The organism is Alistipes montrealensis (assembly GCF_018362775.1).
In the GTDB taxonomy this organism is placed as follows: domain Bacteria; phylum Bacteroidota; class Bacteroidia; order Bacteroidales; family Rikenellaceae; genus Alistipes; species Alistipes montrealensis.
Genome location: NZ_JAGYXY010000003.1, coordinates 161,764 through 179,963, shown reverse-complemented (window position 1 = coordinate 179,963; position 18,200 = coordinate 161,764). Strand labels below are relative to the sequence as shown.

The 18,200-nt window shown below is 60.1% G+C and carries 14 protein-coding genes; 4 read left to right on the top strand and 10 right to left on the bottom strand.

The window, feature by feature from the left end; genetic code table 11:
- Positions 1-184: 184 nt before the first annotated feature.
- The 3 genes from purT to KG007_RS06950 are packed head-to-tail and all read left to right on the top strand — an operon-like array spanning position 185 to position 2,992.
- On the top strand, positions 185-1,354 hold the full coding sequence (gene purT, locus KG007_RS06960; RefSeq protein ID WP_213347843.1) for a formate-dependent phosphoribosylglycinamide formyltransferase: 1,170 nt from the start codon (positions 185-187) through the stop codon (positions 1,352-1,354).
- Positions 1,355-1,367: 13 nt separating this feature from the next.
- A complete protein-coding gene (locus KG007_RS06955; RefSeq protein ID WP_195460529.1) occupies positions 1,368-1,808 on the top strand; it encodes a peptidylprolyl isomerase in 441 nt (146 codons plus the stop codon).
- A 23-nt stretch (positions 1,809-1,831) separates the two neighbouring features.
- Positions 1,832-2,992: an acyltransferase family protein gene (locus tag KG007_RS06950; protein ID WP_213347842.1), complete on the top strand. Its 1,161-nt coding sequence runs from the start codon at positions 1,832-1,834 to the stop codon at positions 2,990-2,992.
- Positions 2,993-3,110: 118 nt separating this feature from the next.
- On the opposite strand, the gene KG007_RS06945 is transcribed toward KG007_RS06950, so the two are convergent.
- The 7 genes from KG007_RS06945 to KG007_RS06915 form a co-directional block, all read right to left on the bottom strand.
- Positions 3,111-4,298: a pyridoxal phosphate-dependent aminotransferase gene (locus tag KG007_RS06945; RefSeq protein ID WP_195460527.1), complete on the bottom strand. Its 1,188-nt coding sequence runs from the start codon at positions 4,296-4,298 to the stop codon at positions 3,111-3,113.
- 156 nt (positions 4,299-4,454) lie between these two features.
- Positions 4,455-5,153 carry an LrgB family protein gene (locus KG007_RS06940; protein ID WP_213347841.1) on the bottom strand — a complete coding sequence of 233 codons (699 nt, stop codon included), beginning with the start codon at positions 5,151-5,153 and terminating at the stop codon, positions 4,455-4,457.
- The gene (locus KG007_RS06935) at positions 5,146-5,517 is read right to left on the bottom strand and encodes a CidA/LrgA family protein (RefSeq protein ID WP_213347840.1); all 372 of its coding nucleotides are present in this window, start codon (positions 5,515-5,517) and stop codon (positions 5,146-5,148) included. Before KG007_RS06935 ends, KG007_RS06940 begins: the two co-directional genes overlap by 8 nt.
- Before the next feature lie 259 nt (positions 5,518-5,776).
- Positions 5,777-8,329, bottom strand: a complete 2,553-nt coding sequence (feoB, locus tag KG007_RS06930; protein WP_213347839.1) for a ferrous iron transport protein B — start codon at positions 8,327-8,329, stop codon at positions 5,777-5,779.
- A gap of 158 nt (positions 8,330-8,487) precedes the next feature.
- The gene (locus KG007_RS06925; RefSeq protein ID WP_213347838.1) at positions 8,488-9,870 is read right to left on the bottom strand and encodes an efflux transporter outer membrane subunit; all 1,383 of its coding nucleotides are present in this window, start codon (positions 9,868-9,870) and stop codon (positions 8,488-8,490) included.
- Positions 9,867-13,004, bottom strand: a complete 3,138-nt coding sequence (locus KG007_RS06920; protein WP_213347837.1) for an efflux RND transporter permease subunit — start codon at positions 13,002-13,004, stop codon at positions 9,867-9,869. Before KG007_RS06920 ends, KG007_RS06925 begins: the two co-directional genes overlap by 4 nt.
- A gap of 4 nt (positions 13,005-13,008) precedes the next feature.
- Positions 13,009-14,118: an efflux RND transporter periplasmic adaptor subunit gene (locus tag KG007_RS06915; protein ID WP_195460516.1), complete on the bottom strand. Its 1,110-nt coding sequence runs from the start codon at positions 14,116-14,118 to the stop codon at positions 13,009-13,011.
- Between the two features lie 164 nt (positions 14,119-14,282).
- Between KG007_RS06915 and KG007_RS06910 the strand changes: the two genes are divergently transcribed.
- A complete protein-coding gene (locus KG007_RS06910) occupies positions 14,283-14,456 on the top strand; it encodes a histone H1 (protein WP_195460514.1) in 174 nt (57 codons plus the stop codon).
- 67 nt (positions 14,457-14,523) lie between these two features.
- On the opposite strand, the gene KG007_RS06905 is transcribed toward KG007_RS06910, so the two are convergent.
- The 3 genes from KG007_RS06905 to KG007_RS06895 form a co-directional block, all read right to left on the bottom strand.
- Complete coding sequence (locus KG007_RS06905) at positions 14,524-16,236, bottom strand: lipid A phosphoethanolamine transferase (protein WP_195460513.1); 1,713 nt, start codon at positions 16,234-16,236, stop codon at positions 14,524-14,526.
- 15 nt (positions 16,237-16,251) lie between these two features.
- Positions 16,252-17,448, bottom strand: a complete 1,197-nt coding sequence (locus KG007_RS06900; RefSeq protein ID WP_213347836.1) for a BamA/TamA family outer membrane protein — start codon at positions 17,446-17,448, stop codon at positions 16,252-16,254.
- 185 nt (positions 17,449-17,633) lie between these two features.
- On the bottom strand, positions 17,634-18,152 hold the full coding sequence (locus tag KG007_RS06895) for a hypothetical protein (RefSeq protein ID WP_195460511.1): 519 nt from the start codon (positions 18,150-18,152) through the stop codon (positions 17,634-17,636).
- Between the last annotated feature and the right edge of the window lie 48 nt (positions 18,153-18,200).

Genomic DNA, 18,200 nt, shown 5'->3' with positions numbered 1-18,200 from the left:
CGGGTAGTTTTATTGCTGCAAGGTACAAAATTCGACGGGAAAAAACTATCTTTGTGTCGCAAAAAAACAGAAAGCGATACTCCGGACTTTCGGCTAATGCCCGATCCGTTGCGCTCGTCTGCCGTTGCGGTCGGGAGCGGTCCGGTTTACATATTATAAAACCTAATAACACTACATAATTTCTATGAAAAAGATACTTCTTCTGGGTTCCGGCGAGCTGGGCAAGGAGTTCGTAATTGCGGCGCAGCGACTGGGCCAGACCGTCGTGGCGTGCGATAAGTATGCGGGAGCTCCCGCTATGCAGGTGGCCGACGCCTGCGAGGTGTTCGACATGCTCGACGGCGATGCGCTGGCCGCAGCGGTCGAAAAGCACCGCCCCGACATCATCGTTCCCGAGATCGAGGCCATCCGCACCGAACGGCTTTACGATTTCGAGCGTGCCGGCGTACAGGTCGTCCCGAGTGCCCGGGCCGTGAATTTCACGATGAACCGCAAGGCCATCCGCGACCTCGCGGCGAAGGAACTGGGGCTGAAAACGGCGAAATACTTCTACGCCACGTCGTTCGACGAGTTGCGCGAGGCCGCCGGAAAGATCGGCTTCCCGTGTGTGGTAAAGCCGCTGATGTCCTCTTCGGGCAAGGGCCAGTCGCTGGTGAAAGGACCCGACGAACTGGAGCACGCCTGGCATTACGGCTGCGAAGGGTCGCGCGGAGATATCCGCGAACTGATCATCGAGGAGTTCATCCGCTTCGACAGCGAAATCACGCTGCTGACCGTCACCCAGAAGAACGGTCCGACGCTTTTCTGCCCGCCGATAGGCCATGTGCAGAAAGGCGGCGACTATCGCGAAAGTTTCCAGTCGCCCGAAGTCGCTCCCGAACACCTCGCCGAGGCGCAGCGCATGGCCGCCGCCGTCACCGAAGCCCTTACCGGGGCCGGCCTGTGGGGCGTGGAGTTCTTCCTGAGCCGCGACAACGGTGTTTACTTCTCCGAGTTGTCGCCCCGTCCGCACGACACCGGTATGGTGACGCTGGCCGGGACGCAGAATCTCAACGAGTTCGAACTGCACCTGCGGGCCGTGCTGGGGATTCCGATTCCGGCGGTTACCTTCGAACGCATGGGAGCCAGCGCCGTAATCCTTTCGGGCGTCGAGACCGCAACGCCGCATTACGAAGGGGTGGGCGAGGCCGTTGTCGCCGATCCGCGCACCGACATCCGCATCTTCGGCAAGCCCTCGGCGCGCGTGAACCGCCGTATGGGCGTCGTCGTGGGTTACGAGCCGCACGGAAGTAGTCTCGAGGCCCTGCGCGAGCGGGTAAAGGCCGCAGCTGCAAAAGTCATTGTTAAAGAGTAAAACCGATACGACCATGAAAAAGTACGCAATTATTTCGACCGAAAAAGGGGTGATGAAAGCCGAGCTGTATGCCGACGAAACCCCCGGAACAGTGGCCAATTTCGTCGAACTGGCCGGACATAATTTCTACGACGGACTGACCTTCCACCGCGTTATTCCCGATTTCGTCATCCAGGGCGGCTGTCCCAAGGGCGACGGCACGGGAGGCCCGGGCTACAAGATCAAGTGCGAGACTTCGGCCCCGCGCCAGCGTCACGACCGCGGCGTGCTGTCAATGGCCCATGCCGGACGCGATACGGGCGGTTCGCAGTTCTTTATCTGCCATAACCGCGAGAACACGCAGCACCTCGACGGCCGCCACACCTGCTTCGGGCAGGTGGTCGAAGGGCTGGACGTGATCGACGACATCCGTCCGGGCGATAAGATTCTCTCGATCCGCATCGTCGAAGAGTAGCCCCGGTTCCCAAACTCAAATCCATGACTGCGGCTTCAACCGGTTACCTGGCTTCCAAGCCCCGCTACGAAATCCTCGACGGATTGCGCGGTGTGGCGGCGATGATCGTGGTAGCCTTCCACCTGTTCGAAACCTACTCCAAAGGCCCTGCCTTCCAGATTCTCAACCACGGCTACCTGGCCGTCGATTTCTTCTTCGTGCTTTCGGGCTTTGTGATCGGATATGCCTACGACGACCGCTGGAACAAAATGTCGCTCAAGGACTTCTTCAAACGCCGTCTGGTGCGTCTGCATCCGATGGTCGTCATGGGGATGCTCGTCGGCGCACTATTCTTTTACTTCGGAGCCTGCGGCGCTTTTCCGGCGATCGGGGCGACGCCCTGGTGGCAGGTATTGCTGATTTTCCTGCTGGGCTGCACGCTGCTCCCTGCCCCGATGGCCTGGGACATCCGCGGCTGGGGTGAAACCTATCCCCTGAACGGTCCCGCCTGGTCGCTGTTCTACGAGTACATCGCCAATATTCTCTATGCACTTGTCATCCGCCGTTTTCCCAAATTCGTGCTGGGTTTGTTCGTGGCCGCTGCTGCGGTGCTGACGATCGATCTGACGCTGAACCTCGATCTGTTCGGCATGCTTCCCGCCGACCGCTCTGCGGCCTATACCGTCATCGGCGGCTGGAGTCTCACCCCGACTCAAGTCTACATCGGCTTCTCGCGCCTGCTCTATCCCTTCTTCGCGGGACTGCTGCTCTCGCGCCTCGGCGCGGCGATTCGGGTGCGGGGTGGATTCTGGTGGTGTTCGCTGCTCGTAGCCGCGGCACTGGTGACGCCCCATGTCGGCAGCGTTTCGATGCCGTGGATCGACGGCGGCTACCAGGCGCTGGTCATCCTGCTCGTCTTCCCGCTGATCGTCTCGATGGGCGCCGGAAGCCGTGTCACGGACGCCCGGTCGATAGCCGTCTGCAAGTTCCTCGGCGAAATCTCCTTCCCGCTCTATATCACACACTATCCGCTTGTCTACATGCAGTGGGGATGGGCGGCGAACAATCCCGATGCACCGCTCGGGACGCATATTTTTGTCAGCGTTTCGGTGTTCGTCGCCTCGGTAGGGTTGGCGTGGGCCTGCCTGAAACTTTACGACCTGCCTGTCCGCGAATGGCTCAAGCGGCATTGGCTGATGAAATAACCGCCGACCGGCCTGTAAGTCCCCTCGCAAGAGGGGGCTTTTTTGTTATTGCCGCCTGTCCGGGCACAAAAAAGACAGCCGTCCCAAAGGACGGCTGTCTCTATCTGTAAATCGGCGTTTACTTGCCGAAAGCGATCTTGATCTTTTCGGTAGCCTTCTTCAGCAGGGCTTCGGGGCAGCAGAGCGTGATGCGGATGTAGCCGTTGCCTTCCGAACCGAAAATACCGCCGGGGGTCAGGAACACGTCGGTCTTCTCCATCACCTCGTCCGAGAACGCGAAGCTGTCGCCCTTGTAACCCTCGGGCAGTTCGGCCCAGATGAACAGGCCTGCCTGGTTCTTGCGATAGCGGCATCCCAGCGCGTCGAGCAGTTCGTAAGCCTGCTTCTCACGGGCATAGTAGATGCCGTTCAGCTCCTTGAACCACTCCTCGCCCAGCGCCAGTGCGGTGTCGGCAGCGGCCTGGATGGGGTAGAACATACCCGAGTCCATGTTCGACTTGAACGTGAGGATCGAGTCGATCCACTCCTTCTTGCCCACGACGACGCCCACGCGCCAGCCGGCCATCGAGTGGCCTTTCGACAGTGAGTTCATCTCCAGAGCCACGTCCTTTGCACCCTCGGCCTCCATGATCGAGATCGGGTGTTCGGCGTTGCGGATGAAGCTGTACGGGTTGTCATGCACGATCAGGATGTTGTGCTTGGCTCCGAAGTCGATGATTTTCTGGAACAATTCCATCGAAGGGGTCTGTCCCGTCGGCATGTTGGGGTAGTTGACGAGCATCATCTTCACACCGTCGAGCCCTGCCTTTTCGATCGCGTCGAAATCGGGGTAGAAATTGGTCTGCTTGTTCAGCGCATAGGGGAGCATCTCGCCGCCTGCCAGACGTACGGCCGCCGAATAGGTCGGGTAGCCCGGGTTCGGGACGAGGACTTTGTCGCCCTTATTGAGGAACGTCATGCAGATGTGCATGATACCTTCCTTCGAACCGATCAGCGGCAACACCTCCGACTTGAAATCCAGTTCTGTGCGATACCATTTCTTATACCAGTCGGCAAAGGCCTTGCGCAGGATGGGCTCACCCTGGTAAGACATGTATTTATGCACGTCGGGACGCTGTGCCTCTTTCGCCAGGCGGTCGATCACGGACTGGTGGGGCGGCAGGTCGGGGCTGCCCATGGCCAGTTTTACGATCTGGCGGCCCGTTGCCGCTTCAATCTCGGCGATCTCGCGCAAACGACGCGAAAAATAGTACTCTCCGATGCCGTCCAACCGGTGTGAACGGGCGATGTTGACTGCTTTTGCCATAGTATAAGTTATGTTTGGGATTATGCTTCCGGACAAAGATAGGGAAATAATTAATAAAATTAATAAATCGGCGTGAAAAATTGTGCGCTATCGAGCCCGAATAGCGGGCGATCCGGATATTCGTCGAGTTTTCAGCCTGCCGAAATCCGCTCCGGTTCAATAGAGATACCGCTCCATCAGCGGCATGAGCAATGCTGTCGCCAGTCCCATCAGGGCCATTGCAAGACCGCTCAGGGCTCCTTCGGCAGCGCCCATCTCGATGGCCCGCGCCGTGCCGATGCCGTGTGCGGCGGCTCCGAGGGCGAAACCCCGCGCCTCGGGATCGCGGACCCCGCAGCGGCGCAGGATCCATTCGCCGAAGATACTGCCGAAAATCCCCACGCAGAAGACCACGACCGACGTTACCGACACGTTGCCGCCCAGCGGGCCGGCGACCGATACGGCTATCGGCACGGTCACCGACTTCGGGGCTATGGAGTTGAGAATCTGCCGCTCGGTCCCGAACGCCATGGCGATATAGACCACGCTCAGCACCCCCGCGACGCATCCCGCAAGGGTCGCCACACCTACCGGAAGCAGGCTTCCGCGCAGGCGTTCGAGTTGCTCGTAAAGCAGGTATCCGAGCGCCACGACCGACATCCCGAGGGCGAAATTGAGGATGCCCGTCGCGTCCCGGTAACGTTCGTAACCGATTCCGGCGCAGCGCAGGAAGACGATCACGGCGATGAACGTGAGCAACACCGGGTGGAGCAGCGGCAGCCTCGCGCAGCGGTAAATCAGCGCCCCGAGGCAGTAGAGGCCCACGGTGAGGGTCAGCAGAAAGAGGTCCGAAGAGAGAAATGCGGCGTCAAGCATCGTGGCGGAGGTGTTTGAGGTGTCTCAGGCGGGCGCGTCGGTTCAGGCTTTGGAATGTTTTGCCGGAGACGATCAGCACGAGAATCGTCGAGACGATTCCCGAGACGACGATGGCCCAGAGGTTTTCGAGGATCACCTGATAGGAGTCCATCAGCCCCACGCCGTAGGGCACGAAGAACAGCGCCATGGCTCCCAGCAGGAAGCGCGCCGCAGGGCGTACCGTCTCGGCCCGCACCCACTTGAGGCACAACGCCGCGAAAAGCAGGATCATGCCGATGATGTTACCTGAAACATAACCTCCGGTAAGGAGGCTCAACGCATTGCCTGTCAGCCAGAAAAATAGAATATAGAAGAGTCCTGCCATAGTCGTATGCACTTCGTCGGCCGGCCTATACATTCGAAGCCGGACTTTACAGCCGGCTTCGGAAAACCGCCGTCGTTTGCGGCGGCAAAGATACGGTTTAATTCTTTTCGTTGAACTTTTTCAGCGGACATTGTGTCGACGCACACGACGCGCAGCCTCCCCGCCGCCGTCCGCGCACGAAGCACCACAGCCGTCTCGCGACGATCGCCGCGACTGCCAGCCCGATGGCCCATACAACATAGTTCTGCCAGCCCATCGGTTAGAATATCGATGCGATGCGATAAACGATCCACGCCACGAGCCATGCCAGCGCCGTGTTGTAGATAACCGATGCCGTGGCCCATTTCCACCCCGCTTCGGCGCCGATGGCCACCACCGTGGCGATACAGGGCACATAAAGCAGGATGAACACCAGGAACGCCAGCGCCGAGGCGGTCGTGAAGTCGCCGCTGGCGAGCAGCCGCTGCGAAAGCGACGCCATTTCCTCGTCTTCGGCCGGTTCGGGAGCCGCGGCCCGTTCTTCTGCGACGATGATCTGCGTAGGACCCTCTGCGCCGCCGATGACGTTTTCCGTCCCTGCGGGGGCGGCTTCCGTCATGGCGCCCTCGGAGTAGAGCACGCCGAGCGTCGAGACCACGATCTCCTTGGCCGGGAGCCCCGACAGCAACGCCACGCTGGCTTTCCAGTTGAATCCCAGGGGGCTGAATACCGGCTCGCAGCCTTTGCCCAGCCGGCCGAGATAGGAGTTTTCGTAGTGCGCTTCGGTTCCGGCGGTCGCATCCGTGCGGGGATAGTAGCTCAGGAACCAGACGACTACCGAGGCGATCAGGATCATGCCGCCCATCTTTTTGAGGTACTGCGCACACTTGTCCCACATGTGGCTGAGCGTGGTTTTCCATGTCGGCAGGCGGTAGGGCGGCAGTTCCATCACAAACGGCGTCTCGTCCACCGGGAAGAGGAACCTGCGCATCAGCCGGGCCGTAATTACAGCCAGCACGACGCCCAGTATGTAGAGTCCCAGCATCACCATCCCGGCGTTGGCGGCGAAAAACGTTCCCGCCAGCAACAGGTAAATCGGGATTCGGGCGCTGCATGACATGAACGGTGTAATAAGTATGGTTATCAGGCGGCTGCTGCGGCTCTCGATGGTCCGGCAGGCCATGATGGCGGGTACGTTGCAGCCGAAACCCATGATCAGCGGGATGAACGATTTTCCGTGTACCCCGATCCGGTGCATCACGCGGTCCATGATGAACGCCGCACGGGCCAGGTAGCCCGAATCTTCCATGAACGAGATGAAGAGATAAAGTATCATGATGTTCGGCAGGAAGACGATCACGGCTCCCACGCCGCCGATGATGCCGTCGACCAACAGGTCGCGGAGCGGTCCTGCGGGCAATATTGTATCCAGCCCGGTGCTGATCCAACCCACCAGCGCGTCGATCCACTCCTGCGGATAGGCCCCGAGGCTGAACGTGCACCAGAACATCAACCACATCAGCGCAAAGAAGATCGGGAATCCCCACAGTTTATGCGTGACGAAAGTGTCGATCATGGCCGTCGTCGTGACCTCCTCGCGCCGCCCGGGGGTGAAGGTCTCCTTCAGCGCGCCCTGGATAAAGCCGTATTTCTGGTTGGCGAAAGCCGTTTCGACATCCTCGCCCAGGGCCTCGGCGATGCGTTTGGCTTCCCGGTCCCGAATCTCGACCCAAGCGGGATAACGCTCACAGTTGCGGAGGCTCTCCTCGGCCTGCTTGTCGCCTTCGAGCATCTTCATCGCGTAGTAGCGGGGCGGGAAGGCTTTCGGAAGTTCGTCGCGGAAGGCGCCCATGTCGCTGTTCAGCTTGCGCAAACTTTCGTCGATCACCGGGCCCATGTTGATGTGGATGTGGCGCACGCGCTCGTCACGGTTCTCGTATACGTCGATCACCGTGTCCAGCAGGGCCTCGATGCCGCGGTTGTTGCGCGCTTCGACCGGGACCATCGGCACGCCCAGCATGCGGCCCAGGTTGTCGTAGTCGAGTTTCGCCCCGCTGTCGTTCAGTTCGTCGAACATGTTGAGTGCTACGACCATGCGCGGGTTTATATCAATCAACTCCGTAGTTAAATAGAGGTTACGCTCTAAGTTTGAGGCTACTACCGAGTTGATCACCACGTCGGGAGTTTTCGTGGCGAGGTGATTGCGCACGTAACGCTCTTCGGGCGTGTAGGCCGAAAGGGCATAAGTTCCGGGCAGGTCGGTTACTTCGAAACGATAGCCGCGGTAGATGCGGTTGCCGATTTTGGCCCCGACGGTCACGCCGCTGTAATTGCCCACATGCTCGTGGCCGCCCGATATGGCGTTGAAAAGCGACGTTTTACCGCTGTTGGGGTTGCCGACCAGTGCGACGTAGATAGTCCGGGTGTGGCGCGCTACGACCTCGTCGATACTCGCGCAGCAGGCCTCGCCGGGTTCCGTTGCACCGAATTCCGCTGCCGGAGCGTCCGGCGACGGCGTTTCGCTCGCGGGGCATTCGCACACCCCGGATTGCAAATGGTGGTGATGATGGTGATGATGTTCGCGCCTGGCGAGGTATTCCCCGGCTTCGCTGTCGGTGAGCACGACGACCATGTCGGCTTCGCTGCGCCGCAGCGAGATGTCGTAGCCCATGATTTTATATTCGATCGGATCCTTCAGGGGCGCGTTCAGGATGACTTCGACCCGTTGTCCGCGGACGAAACCCATCTCCATGATGCGGCGGCGGAAACCTCCGTGTCCCATCACCTTGACGATCGTTGCCGACTCGCCGGTTTTCAGTTCGGATAGACGCATTTTCTTCTGTTTTGCGTCCAAAGGTACGACTTTACGGCGATATGTGCAATCCCCATAAGTAGGTATGCCCTGAATTGAAAATGAAAAATTAGGAATTGAAAATTTGCGGATTTACTGGTCTGGCCCTATTATGTCTGAATAACACGATTTTTAATTTTTCATTCTTCATTCTTAATTGCGGCAGTCCACCCGCCGCCCAGCGCTTTGCAGAGCGTGACGTAGTTGATATACTGCTGCGCCACGAGGTTGACAAGTGCCATCTGCGACTGGTAGAGGCTGCGTTCGGCGTCGATCACGTCGAGGTAGCCGGACAATCCGCTGCGGTAGAGCGCGCGGGTCATCGTGGCGATGCGGTCGTTCGAAAGCACCAGTTCGCCCGTGCGTTCGGTCTGGTCGCGGTAGGTCGTGATGGCCACCAATGCCTTCTCCACATCGGCAAAAGCCGTCAGCACGGTCTGCTCGTAGTTCTTGGCCGACTGCGTGTAGGCCGCCATCGCGGCCCGCTCGGCATTGCGCAGTTTTCCGAATCCGAATATCGGCTCGGCGATGGAGCCCAGGGCATCCCATGCCCAGGGATTCGCCGCAGTTAAACCTTTGATTGAATTGGATGCAACTCCGCCTTTGGCAGTCAGCGAAATAGACGGAAAACGAGCGCTTCGGGCCTGCCCGGCCTGCGCCGCAGCGTGGAGCATGTCGAAATGCGCCTGGCGGATGTCGGGACGGCGTTTGAGCAATTCCGAAGGCAGTCCCACGGGAATCTCCGCAGGGCGGTAGTCGGTCAGCAGGTGCAGTCCAGCACCGGAGAGTTGCGCCCGGGAAGGCGTCTCGCCCAGCAGAATCCCCATCGACAGCCACGTCTGCTCCACGGCCCGCGCATACTGCGGGATGTCCGCTTCGGCGGTGTAGACCAGACTCCGGGCCTGCTCCAGCGCCACGCCGTCGGACATGCCGTAGCGGAACATCGAGTCGATCAGCGCGGCCGATTCGCGCCGCAGGCGAAGGGTCTGGCGGGCGATCGAGAGGTCGCGCTCGTACCCCAGCAGGGTGAAATAGGTCGTGGCGACCTCGGCAGCCAGCGAGAGCCGCACTCCTGCCAACGCCCATTCTGCGGAGGCTATCTCCGCCTTGGCGGCACGCTTGGCGTTGCGCAGCGCCCCGAACAACGACAACTCCCACGAGAGCGTCGGCTCGACGGCATACGACTGCACGATCTTGGTCTGGGGCGTGTATTCGCCCTCGGCGGTGGCTCCGATGCCGACCTGCGGCAGGTATTGCGCCCGGGTGGCCCTGAGGTTGGCCCGCGCCTCTTCGACCCGGGCGGCGGCGGCCGCCGCATCGCGGTTGTTCGCCAGGGCCCGTCCGACCAGCGCGTTGAGCGTCGTGTCGCCGAAAAGCTCCCACCAGCGTTCGCCTACGCCCGTCGTGTCGGACGAGAATCCGTCGCCGTAGATGTAGTTTTCGGGCGTCGCGACCTGCGGCGGGTAGAATTTCGGCGTACAGGCCGCCAGCAGCAGGGCGGCGATTATGATTTTCGTTTTCATTGTGCTTCCTCCTGTTTTTTGCGTTCGCGGCGTTTCTCGAAACCTCCGATTTTTCCCACGAAGTAATAGAGCGCAGGGTAGACGAAGATGCCCAGCAGCGTAGCGAACAGCATGCCGCCCACGAGCGCTACGCCCATGATGTTGCGGGCCGTAGCATAGACGCCGCTGGCGAAGACGAGGGGCATGACGCCCAGAATGAAGGCGAAGGCGGTCATGATGATCGGCCGCACGCGGAGTTTCGCGGCCCCGATCGCCGCATCCATCAGCGACGCACCCTGCTCGCGGAACAGCCTGTCGGCGTATTCCACCACGAGGATGGCGTTTTTGGCCGCCAGTCCGATCAGCATCACGAGTGAAATCTGCATGTAGATGTCGTTGACGTAGAGTGCATTCATCAGGTGCGAGCCGCCGATGAACAGCACTGCGCCCAGCACCGCTACGGGAACGCTCATCAGGATCGCCAGCGGAAGTCCCCACGATTCGTAGAGGGCCGCCAGGGCGAGGAACACGAATACGAGAGCCAGCACGTAGACCAGTCCCCCGGTCTTCGAGGCGTTGGCCTCCTGGTATGAGGTTCCGCTCCATGCCGTGCCGATGTCGTCGGGCAGCACGTCGGAGGCCGTCGCGGTGATTTCCTGCATGACGGTCGTCGTTGAGGCCCGCGCCGCCGGGGTGACGGTGAGCGAGATCGACCGGTAGAGGTTGAACTGCGAAACGTACTCCACGCCCACGGTGTCGACAACGTCGATGAACGATGCTACGGGGACGCTCTCACCCGACGCCGAGGCGACGTAGTAACTGTCGAGTGACCGATGGTCGAGCCGGTAATCGGGCGCAGCCTGGATGTAGGTCTGGTAGAGTTTGCCGAAACGCGTGAAGTTGTTGATATACGCCCCGCCCAGCAGGGTCGTCAGTTCGCCGTAAAGCGTTCCGAGGTCCACGCCGGCGGCCAGCGCCTGCTGTTTGTCGATGCGCAGCCGCCGCTGGGGAACCCCGGCGTTGAACTGCGTGGTGACCGAAGCGATCGAGGGGCTTCGGCGCAGCGAGTCCATCAGCTTTTCGGCGTTTTCGAGCAGGTAGGCCGTGCCGCGTCCTTCGAGGTCCTGCACCTCCACCGATACACCCGAGGTGATGCCCAGGCCCGGGATCGAAGGCGGGATGAAGGCGTAGCATTCGGCTCCCGGAACCGCGACGTAGAGTTCCCCGGTGAGCCGCTGGGCGATCTGCATGGCCGAGAGCTTGCGGTCGGAGTAGTCGACGAGCTTGGCGAAGATGATGCCGCTCGATGTCGAGGCGATGCCGGCCATCATGTTGAATCCCGCGGCGAACGAAGTCGATGCCACTTCGGGCAGCGTGCGGATCACGGCGTCGGCCTCGGCCATGGCCTGCCGGGTTATCTGTAGCGACGAGGCTTCGGGCGTCGAGACCATCACCATTACATAGCCCTGGTCCTCTTCGGGCAGGAATCCGGCGGGCAGCTTGCGCCACACGACGAAGATCACCCCGAGGACCACGGCCACGAAAATGCCCGTGCGGGCGACGTGGCGCATCAGCGTCGGGGTAAACGTACTGTAATGCTCCATCTGCCGGGCGAACCAGCGGTTGAAGGCGGCGAAGAAACCTTTTTGCGACGGTTCCCGGTGGCGCAGCAACAGGGCGCAGAGCGCCGGGGAGAGCGTCAGGGCGTTGAACGCCGAGATCACCACCGACACGGCGATCGTGACGGAGAATTGCTGGAACAGCCGTCCCGTGATGCCGCCCGTGAACGACACGGGGACGAAGACGGCCAGCAGTACGACGGTCGTAGCGACGATCGGCGAGGCGACGTTGCGCATGGCTTCCAGTGCCGCCGCATGCGGCTTCATACCCCGTTCGATATTGACCTGCGCAGCCTCGACCACGACGATGGCGTCGTCGACCACAAGGCCGATGGCCAGCACGAGGCCCAGCAGCGAGATGATGTTGATCGAGAATCCCAGCAGCGGAAACAGCGCGAACGCACCGACGAGCGACACGGGAATCGCCACGAGCGGAATGACCGTGGCCCGCCAGTCCTGCAGGAAGAGGTAGATGATGAAGATGACCAGTATCAGCGCGATGATCAGCGTGCGGAAGATGTCCTTCACGCCGGCGTCGATACTCGTGGTCGTGTCGACGATCGTGGCGGCTTCGACGCCGTCGGGGAAACGCTCCGAGAGGCGTTCCATCGCGGCTTTGACTTTGCCGCCGACAGCCACGGCGTTGCTGCCCGGCTGCTGGTAGATGACGATCATGGCCGTCGGGTCGCTTTCGAACGAAGAGCTGACCCCGTAGGTCTGGCTGCCCAGGGAGACCTCGGCGATGTCCCGCAGGCGAATCTGTTCGCCCGAGGAGGTGGTCCTGACAACGATGTCGGCAAACTCGCCGGCTGTGGAGATTTGCGGCGGCATGGTCACCGTATAGGTGTAGGCCACGCCGTCGGGAGCCGGTTCTGCGCCGAATTGCCCGGCAGGGTAGATGCCTCCCTGTTTCTCGATGGCGGCGATCACCTCGTCGACCGCAATGCCGTAGTATTTCAGCACGTCGGGTTTGAGCCAGATGCGCATGGCGTATTCGCCGGCCCCCATGATCGAGACCTTGCCCACGCCGTCGATCTTCAGCAGTTCGTTCTGGAGGTTGATGTAGGCGTAATTCGAGAGGAACTCCCCGTCGTAGCGTCCGTCGCTGTGCAGCGAGTAGACCATCAGGAATCCCGTCATGGTTTTGCGCGTGGTGACACCTTGCTTGGTGACCGTAGCGGGCAGTTCGGCCGTGGCCGAGGCGACGTTGTTCTGGGTGAAGATGGCGTCGAGGTCGGGGTCCGACCCGATGTCGAAGGTGACTTGCAGCACCATCGCACCGTTGTTCGAACTGGTGGCCTGCATGTAGAGCATGTCGCTGACGCCCATCACGGCCTGCGCCACGGGTGTTGCGACGGCGTTGTTCACGGTCTCGGCGTCGGCGCCGTCGTAGGTGGCCGACACCTCCACGACCGGAGGCGTGATGTCGGGATACTGCTCGATCGGCAGGCTCATGATCGAGATCAGTCCGACCAGCACGATGACGATGGCCAGCGAGATGGCGAAGATCGGGCGCGATACGAAAAATTTCTCCATGGCGCTACCTCTTTTCGGGAATTACCTTCGCGCCGTTGCGCAGTTTCTGCTGTCCGGCGACCACGACCTGTTCGCCGCTGTCCAGTCCTTCGTCGATGCACCACAGTGCGCCGTAGGTTTCACCGGGCGTGACGCGGCGGTACTGCGCCGTGCTGTCGGCCGCCACGACCCACACCGACGAGATGTCCTGCGCCTGGCTCACGGCCTGCTGGGGAACGACGATCCTCGGCCGCACGGGTCCGACGTTGGCCTCGACGCGGGCGAACTGGCCCGGTTTCAGCGCTTCGTCGGGGTTGGGGAACATCACCACCAGCACGAGCGTCCCGGTAGCGGACGAAACGTCCTTGCGCGTGTAGTCGTAGAGTCCCTCGTGGGGATACTGCGAGCCGTCGGCCAGCACGAGACGGATGTCCGAGAGCAGCCCATCGTTGTCGTAAATCGAAGTCCGGTCCCCTGCATAGCGCAGGTACTGCGACATGGGGATCGCCACGTCGACCGTCAGCGTGTCGATGTTCGATACGGTCGTCAGTACGCTGAACTGCGTGCCCGGGCCCACATAGTCGCCCACATGCGCTGCTGTGTGTTCGATGATGCCGTCGATCGGCGAACGCAGTTCGGTGTAACTCACATTGAGCCGGGCGCTCAGCAGCGACTGCTCCGCGGAACGCACAGACGCCTCGGCGGCTTTCCATTGCGCCGTATACTGGTCCAACTGCGACTGGCTGATGGCGTTGATGCGGGCCAGCGGTACGGCGCGGTCGTAGTTGTTGCGGGCTTCGAGGGCCTGCGCCCGGGCCGATTCGAGCTCGGCCTCGGCCGCCAGCATCGAAGTCGACAACTGGTTGGGGTCGATGGTGAAGAGCAGCTGCCCGCGCCGGACAGGCATGCCGTTGCCGTATTGTTTCGACGAGAGGTAGCCGGTTACGCGCGGCTGGATCACGGCGTCGAAGTTGCTCGCGAGGTAACCGATGAAGCTCATGCGGTTGGGAACGCTGTCGACCGCCGACACGGCTACTCCGACCCGCAGGGGCGGCATCACCTGCTTCGGCGTGTGCTTTCCGCAGCCCGTGAGGAGCGCGGCAAATAGGCATGTTGTAAGGAAAAATCTGTCCATAAGGGTATGTTTTACCCCGGTGGAAAGGCAAAAAACGTACCGTCACCCCTCTAAAATAGGTATTTTCTTGTAAAAAAGGCGGTTTTTTCAGGCTCCCGATGGTGTGGATTAGAATAATTTTATATCTTTGCGTTGATAACAAACCCAATTTAATAAATAAAACTATGAAAGAATTAGTAGCAAAAATCAACGCAGAGTTTGAGGTATTTGCAGCCAACGCAGCTGCTCAGGTAGAGAAAAACAACAAGGCTGCAGGCACTCGCGCCCGCAAATCGGCTCTGGAAATTTCGAAGATGATGAAGGAGTTCCGCAAGGTTTCCGTAGACGCTGCGAAATAATTCGGACCCCGAATTTAAACAATTAGGGCTGCCCCGTCAGGAGCAGCCCTAATTATTTCAGTATCGTCTAAAGTTCGATGCCGTAGCGCCGGAATACCTCCATATCTTCGGGCTTGAGGCCCGTCTTGGGGAAGGGAACGGCTTCGTTGTGGTCGTTCAGGTAACGGCGCGGAGCCGCACGGTCGAAATCGGGACTTACGAGCGACACCTTTGTCGTGAGGAACCGTCCGCGGATCGAAGCCATGTCGGCCATCGTGTGGAACAGCGCATGCGTCGTCGCAGGAGCCGTCTCGTTGGCTTCGGCGGCGGCGACCTTTTCGGGGAAATGCTGCCGGTAGTCCTCCGAGAACCAGGCCAGCGACGCCACATATAGCTGGTAGGCCGTCGTTGTGGGCGATGCGTGCAGGAATCGCTCACGGGCGTCGTCGATCAGGTCTTCGCCGTGGTCGGCACAGTAGAGCAGCGCCGACGAGGTTCCCTGCTGCGAACGCAGGAAACCGATGGTCTGCGCAAGGAAATAATCCGTGTAACGGATCGAATTGTCGTAGGCGTTGACGAGCATCGGGCGGTGCTGCAAGGCGATCGCCACGTCGTCGTCGGGTTGGAAATGGGCGAATTCACGCGGGTAACGCTGGTGATAGCTGAAGTGCGAACCGTAGCAGTGGAGTATGAAAAGTATTTTCCGGGAATCGCTCTTGTCCAGCACCCGGCGCATTTCGTCGAGCAACTGCATGTCGTGACGCGGCGAACGGATGTAGATCACGTGCTTGGCATCGTGGGCCAGGTGGTCGATCATCGCCCCCTGCGGCGACTGGTTGGAGATGAACCAGGTGTCGAATCCCGCTTCGTTGAAAAGTGCCGGAAGGCCCTTGCGGCGGTAAAGTTCTTCGTGTTCGTCGGTAGACACGGACGAAAGGATCAGCGGCACGCTCTTGTGGGTGGTGTTGCTCTGGGTGAGCATATTGCGGAAAACCACCAGGTCACCGACCTGCGAGAGCAGGGGATTGGTCTCGCGTTCGTAGCCGTAAAGCTGCCAGTTCATCGCACGCGCCGCCTCGCCTATGATATATACGTAGACTTCGCGTCCCGGGGCCTGGGCTGTGCGCTCGGCCTCGTAGGTGAATCCCTCGGAGGTCTTCTGAAAATTGTACGATTTACGGAACTCGGAGCCGCTCAGCCCGAGGTTGTACATGATATTGAGCGGGAAAATCTCGTCGCGCAGCACATGCCGGTCTTCGCTGACGCGGTAGGCAGGCCACAGGGTCAGCAGGCCCAGCGCGAAGAGCGCCGCACCGGTCAGGCCGATGTTCATGCGCGCGGTGCGCGTGATGTAGCGTTTGTGCCCGATTTCACGCGCCGCAAGCCACAGCAGCGGCAGGTAGAGTACGCAGACGAGGATCACCGAGGGGTAGATGTTGCCCAGCAGTTCGCCCGCCTCGCCCGGATTGGTCGTCAGCAGGTTGGTGAACATGTCCGTCGCAATGATCGAGTTGCCGAAGAGGTACAGCAGCACGATCTGGAAGGCGCAGAAGAAGATGAACGGGAATGCCAGCCAGATCATCACGCCAGAACGCCGCAGCGCCACGCTCCACATCATGTAGAATCCCAAAGGCATAAGGATCAGCGCCTCGACGGTCCATATGGAGTAAGGCTCCGTATTTGCCAGCACGCAATTGGGAATAATCAGCGCTACGAAGAAGTAGACAGTCAGTAAAGTGGTAAAGCGGCTGCGGGTTTTCACGACCCGCTGTCGGTTCTTCTTGGTCGGTTCGGCACTCATAAGTCAAGTACGTTCTTAAAAAGCCTCGTTGATGTTCAGCAGGAATCCGCTCGTTTTCTTGCCGAATCCGTAATCGAGGCGTACATTCACCCGTTTTTTCAGTTCCCACCGGAAGCCTACGCCGTAGTTCGGAAGCGTCTGCGACCAGTCGAAGCGCGACAGCGAGGGAAAAACGTTACCCGCGCCGCCCCACACCGCACATCCGATCCGCCGCCAGATGCGCTGGCGCAGTTCGACCTGAACGGTTATCATATCGTTGTCGGTATAGCGGCCCTGGTAGTAGCCGCGCATCCGCTGGCTGCCGCCCATACGGGCGAGCATCGGCCACGGAGTACCGTCAGAGTTAAATACGCCATACAAATCGGCGGCAAGAACGCCGTCTTTCCAAACCCGCTGGTAGGCGTCGGCCGTGAAGGTCGTGCGCCAGAGCGTCTTGTCGCAGTTGCCCAGTCCTTTCAGGAAAAGCGTCTCCTGGAAACTCACGTAAATACCCCGGAACGGATTGGGGATGAAGTCGCGCGAATCGTACTCCAGGATCGCGCCGACACCCGTGGCGGTGTATTTCAGTTTCTCCCCGCGGAGGTATTCCGGCTGGGTGAATTTCAGCCCCCGGGTGTGCTCGAAACTTACCAGTCCCCCGATATAGGCATGCGGCAGAAACTCGTGCAGGTAACGTCCCTCGACCAGGTAGTGTTTCTCGGAATAGGTACTTTCGGGATTATAGCGCCCGGCGTTGTAACCGATGCCCCACAGGCTGCGGGGAGCCGAGGAGAACATCACCGTGTAGTCTATGCGCCGCTTGTTCCGCGAAAAGATCGTGTTTCCCGTGACGCCCAGCGCATAGAATCCCGATACCGAGACGCTGCCGAAGATCGAGATGTCCGACGGGGACGTAATCGAATCCGTACGGTCGAGGCGGTAAAGCCCTGCGGCCAGCAGGCCGATGCCGAAACTCGTGTTTTTCGAATAGCTGGGACCGCCGGCGAAGGTGAAGTCGATCTTTTTCTCAAAGGTCTTGTCGGTGGTCGACTCTCCGAAATAATCGACGACGCGCCGCAGAAAGGGCTTCTTTTTCGGAGCTTCCTGCGGCAGCGGGGTATAGGTGTAATGGAGTGTATCGCCGTCGGACGTGGGAATGCCGGAATCCTGGGCGCGCACCGTAAAGTGCAGGCCAGTGATTATGATAAGCAGGACGGCGAGGTGGCGAAACATTCGGGATCGGTTTATGATCCGGTATTTCGTATCCGTCGGTTACAGGTCGGCAGTGTGAGTAAAGCCCCTCTCCGGGAGGGGTTTAGGGTGGGAGTAAACTCGCAGGCACGGCACAATACCGTGAGCCGGAGACCGCCGGATTTCTCACACGGGACCGGATAACGCCGGATACGATCCGGAATATATTATTTATACTTGTCGATGGTTGCGTAAAAGGCTTGCTTGTCGGCCTCGGAGAGAACTCCCTTGCGCAGGAACACCAGTTCGCCTTCCTTCGATACGATCATCAGCACGAATTGGTTGTTGCAGTCGCCCAGCGCCCATGCCGTGCTCAGGATGCGGTCCTGGTCGGCCAGCACCGTCGCGCCGTTCTTGGCCGTGCGCTTCTTGGCCATGTTGCGGGCCATGCCGTTGGGAACCATCGGGGCGTCCTTGAGGTTCATCACCCCGAAGCCGTAAATGTTATCGCTCTCGGCGCGGTGGTTTTGCTCCAGTTCGATCGTGAAATCCTCGTTCTGTTTGTGACGGTCGGGATCCACATAGAATATCATCAGGTTCTTTTCGCCGAAATAGGGCAGCTTGGCCGGATTCCCGTCCAGGTCGAGCACTTCGACATTCTGTACTTTGCGGGGCAGCTCCTGTGCCGTTGCAACCGATGCGGTCAGCGCGAAAGCGGCCAGCATCACGATTACTTTCATCTTCATTACGTTCTGTTTTTGTTGGTTTCTAATGAAAACAAATCGCGGCAAAGG

Excerpts from the sequence above, each read along its gene's own strand:
- purT (WP_213347843.1), top strand. The coding sequence starts at position 185 with ATGAAAAAGATACTTCTTCTGGGTTCCGGCGAGCTGGGCAAGGAGTTC.
- KG007_RS06955 (WP_195460529.1), top strand. The coding sequence starts at position 1,368 with ATGAAAAAGTACGCAATTATTTCGACCGAAAAAGGGGTGATGAAAGCC.
- KG007_RS06950 (WP_213347842.1), top strand. The coding sequence starts at position 1,832 with ATGACTGCGGCTTCAACCGGTTACCTGGCTTCCAAGCCCCGCTACGAA.
- KG007_RS06945 (WP_195460527.1), bottom strand. The coding sequence starts at position 4,298 with ATGGCAAAAGCAGTCAACATCGCCCGTTCACACCGGTTGGACGGCATC.
- KG007_RS06940 (WP_213347841.1), bottom strand. The coding sequence starts at position 5,153 with ATGCTTGACGCCGCATTTCTCTCTTCGGACCTCTTTCTGCTGACCCTC.
- KG007_RS06935 (WP_213347840.1), bottom strand. The coding sequence starts at position 5,517 with ATGGCAGGACTCTTCTATATTCTATTTTTCTGGCTGACAGGCAATGCG.
- feoB (WP_213347839.1), bottom strand. The coding sequence starts at position 8,329 with ATGCGTCTATCCGAACTGAAAACCGGCGAGTCGGCAACGATCGTCAAG.
- KG007_RS06925 (WP_213347838.1), bottom strand. The coding sequence starts at position 9,870 with ATGAAAACGAAAATCATAATCGCCGCCCTGCTGCTGGCGGCCTGTACG.
- KG007_RS06920 (WP_213347837.1), bottom strand. The coding sequence starts at position 13,004 with ATGGAGAAATTTTTCGTATCGCGCCCGATCTTCGCCATCTCGCTGGCC.
- KG007_RS06915 (WP_195460516.1), bottom strand. The coding sequence starts at position 14,118 with ATGGACAGATTTTTCCTTACAACATGCCTATTTGCCGCGCTCCTCACG.
- KG007_RS06910 (WP_195460514.1), top strand. The coding sequence starts at position 14,283 with ATGAAAGAATTAGTAGCAAAAATCAACGCAGAGTTTGAGGTATTTGCA.
- KG007_RS06905 (WP_195460513.1), bottom strand. The coding sequence starts at position 16,236 with ATGAGTGCCGAACCGACCAAGAAGAACCGACAGCGGGTCGTGAAAACC.
- KG007_RS06900 (WP_213347836.1), bottom strand. The coding sequence starts at position 17,448 with ATGTTTCGCCACCTCGCCGTCCTGCTTATCATAATCACTGGCCTGCAC.
- KG007_RS06895 (WP_195460511.1), bottom strand. The coding sequence starts at position 18,152 with ATGAAGATGAAAGTAATCGTGATGCTGGCCGCTTTCGCGCTGACCGCA.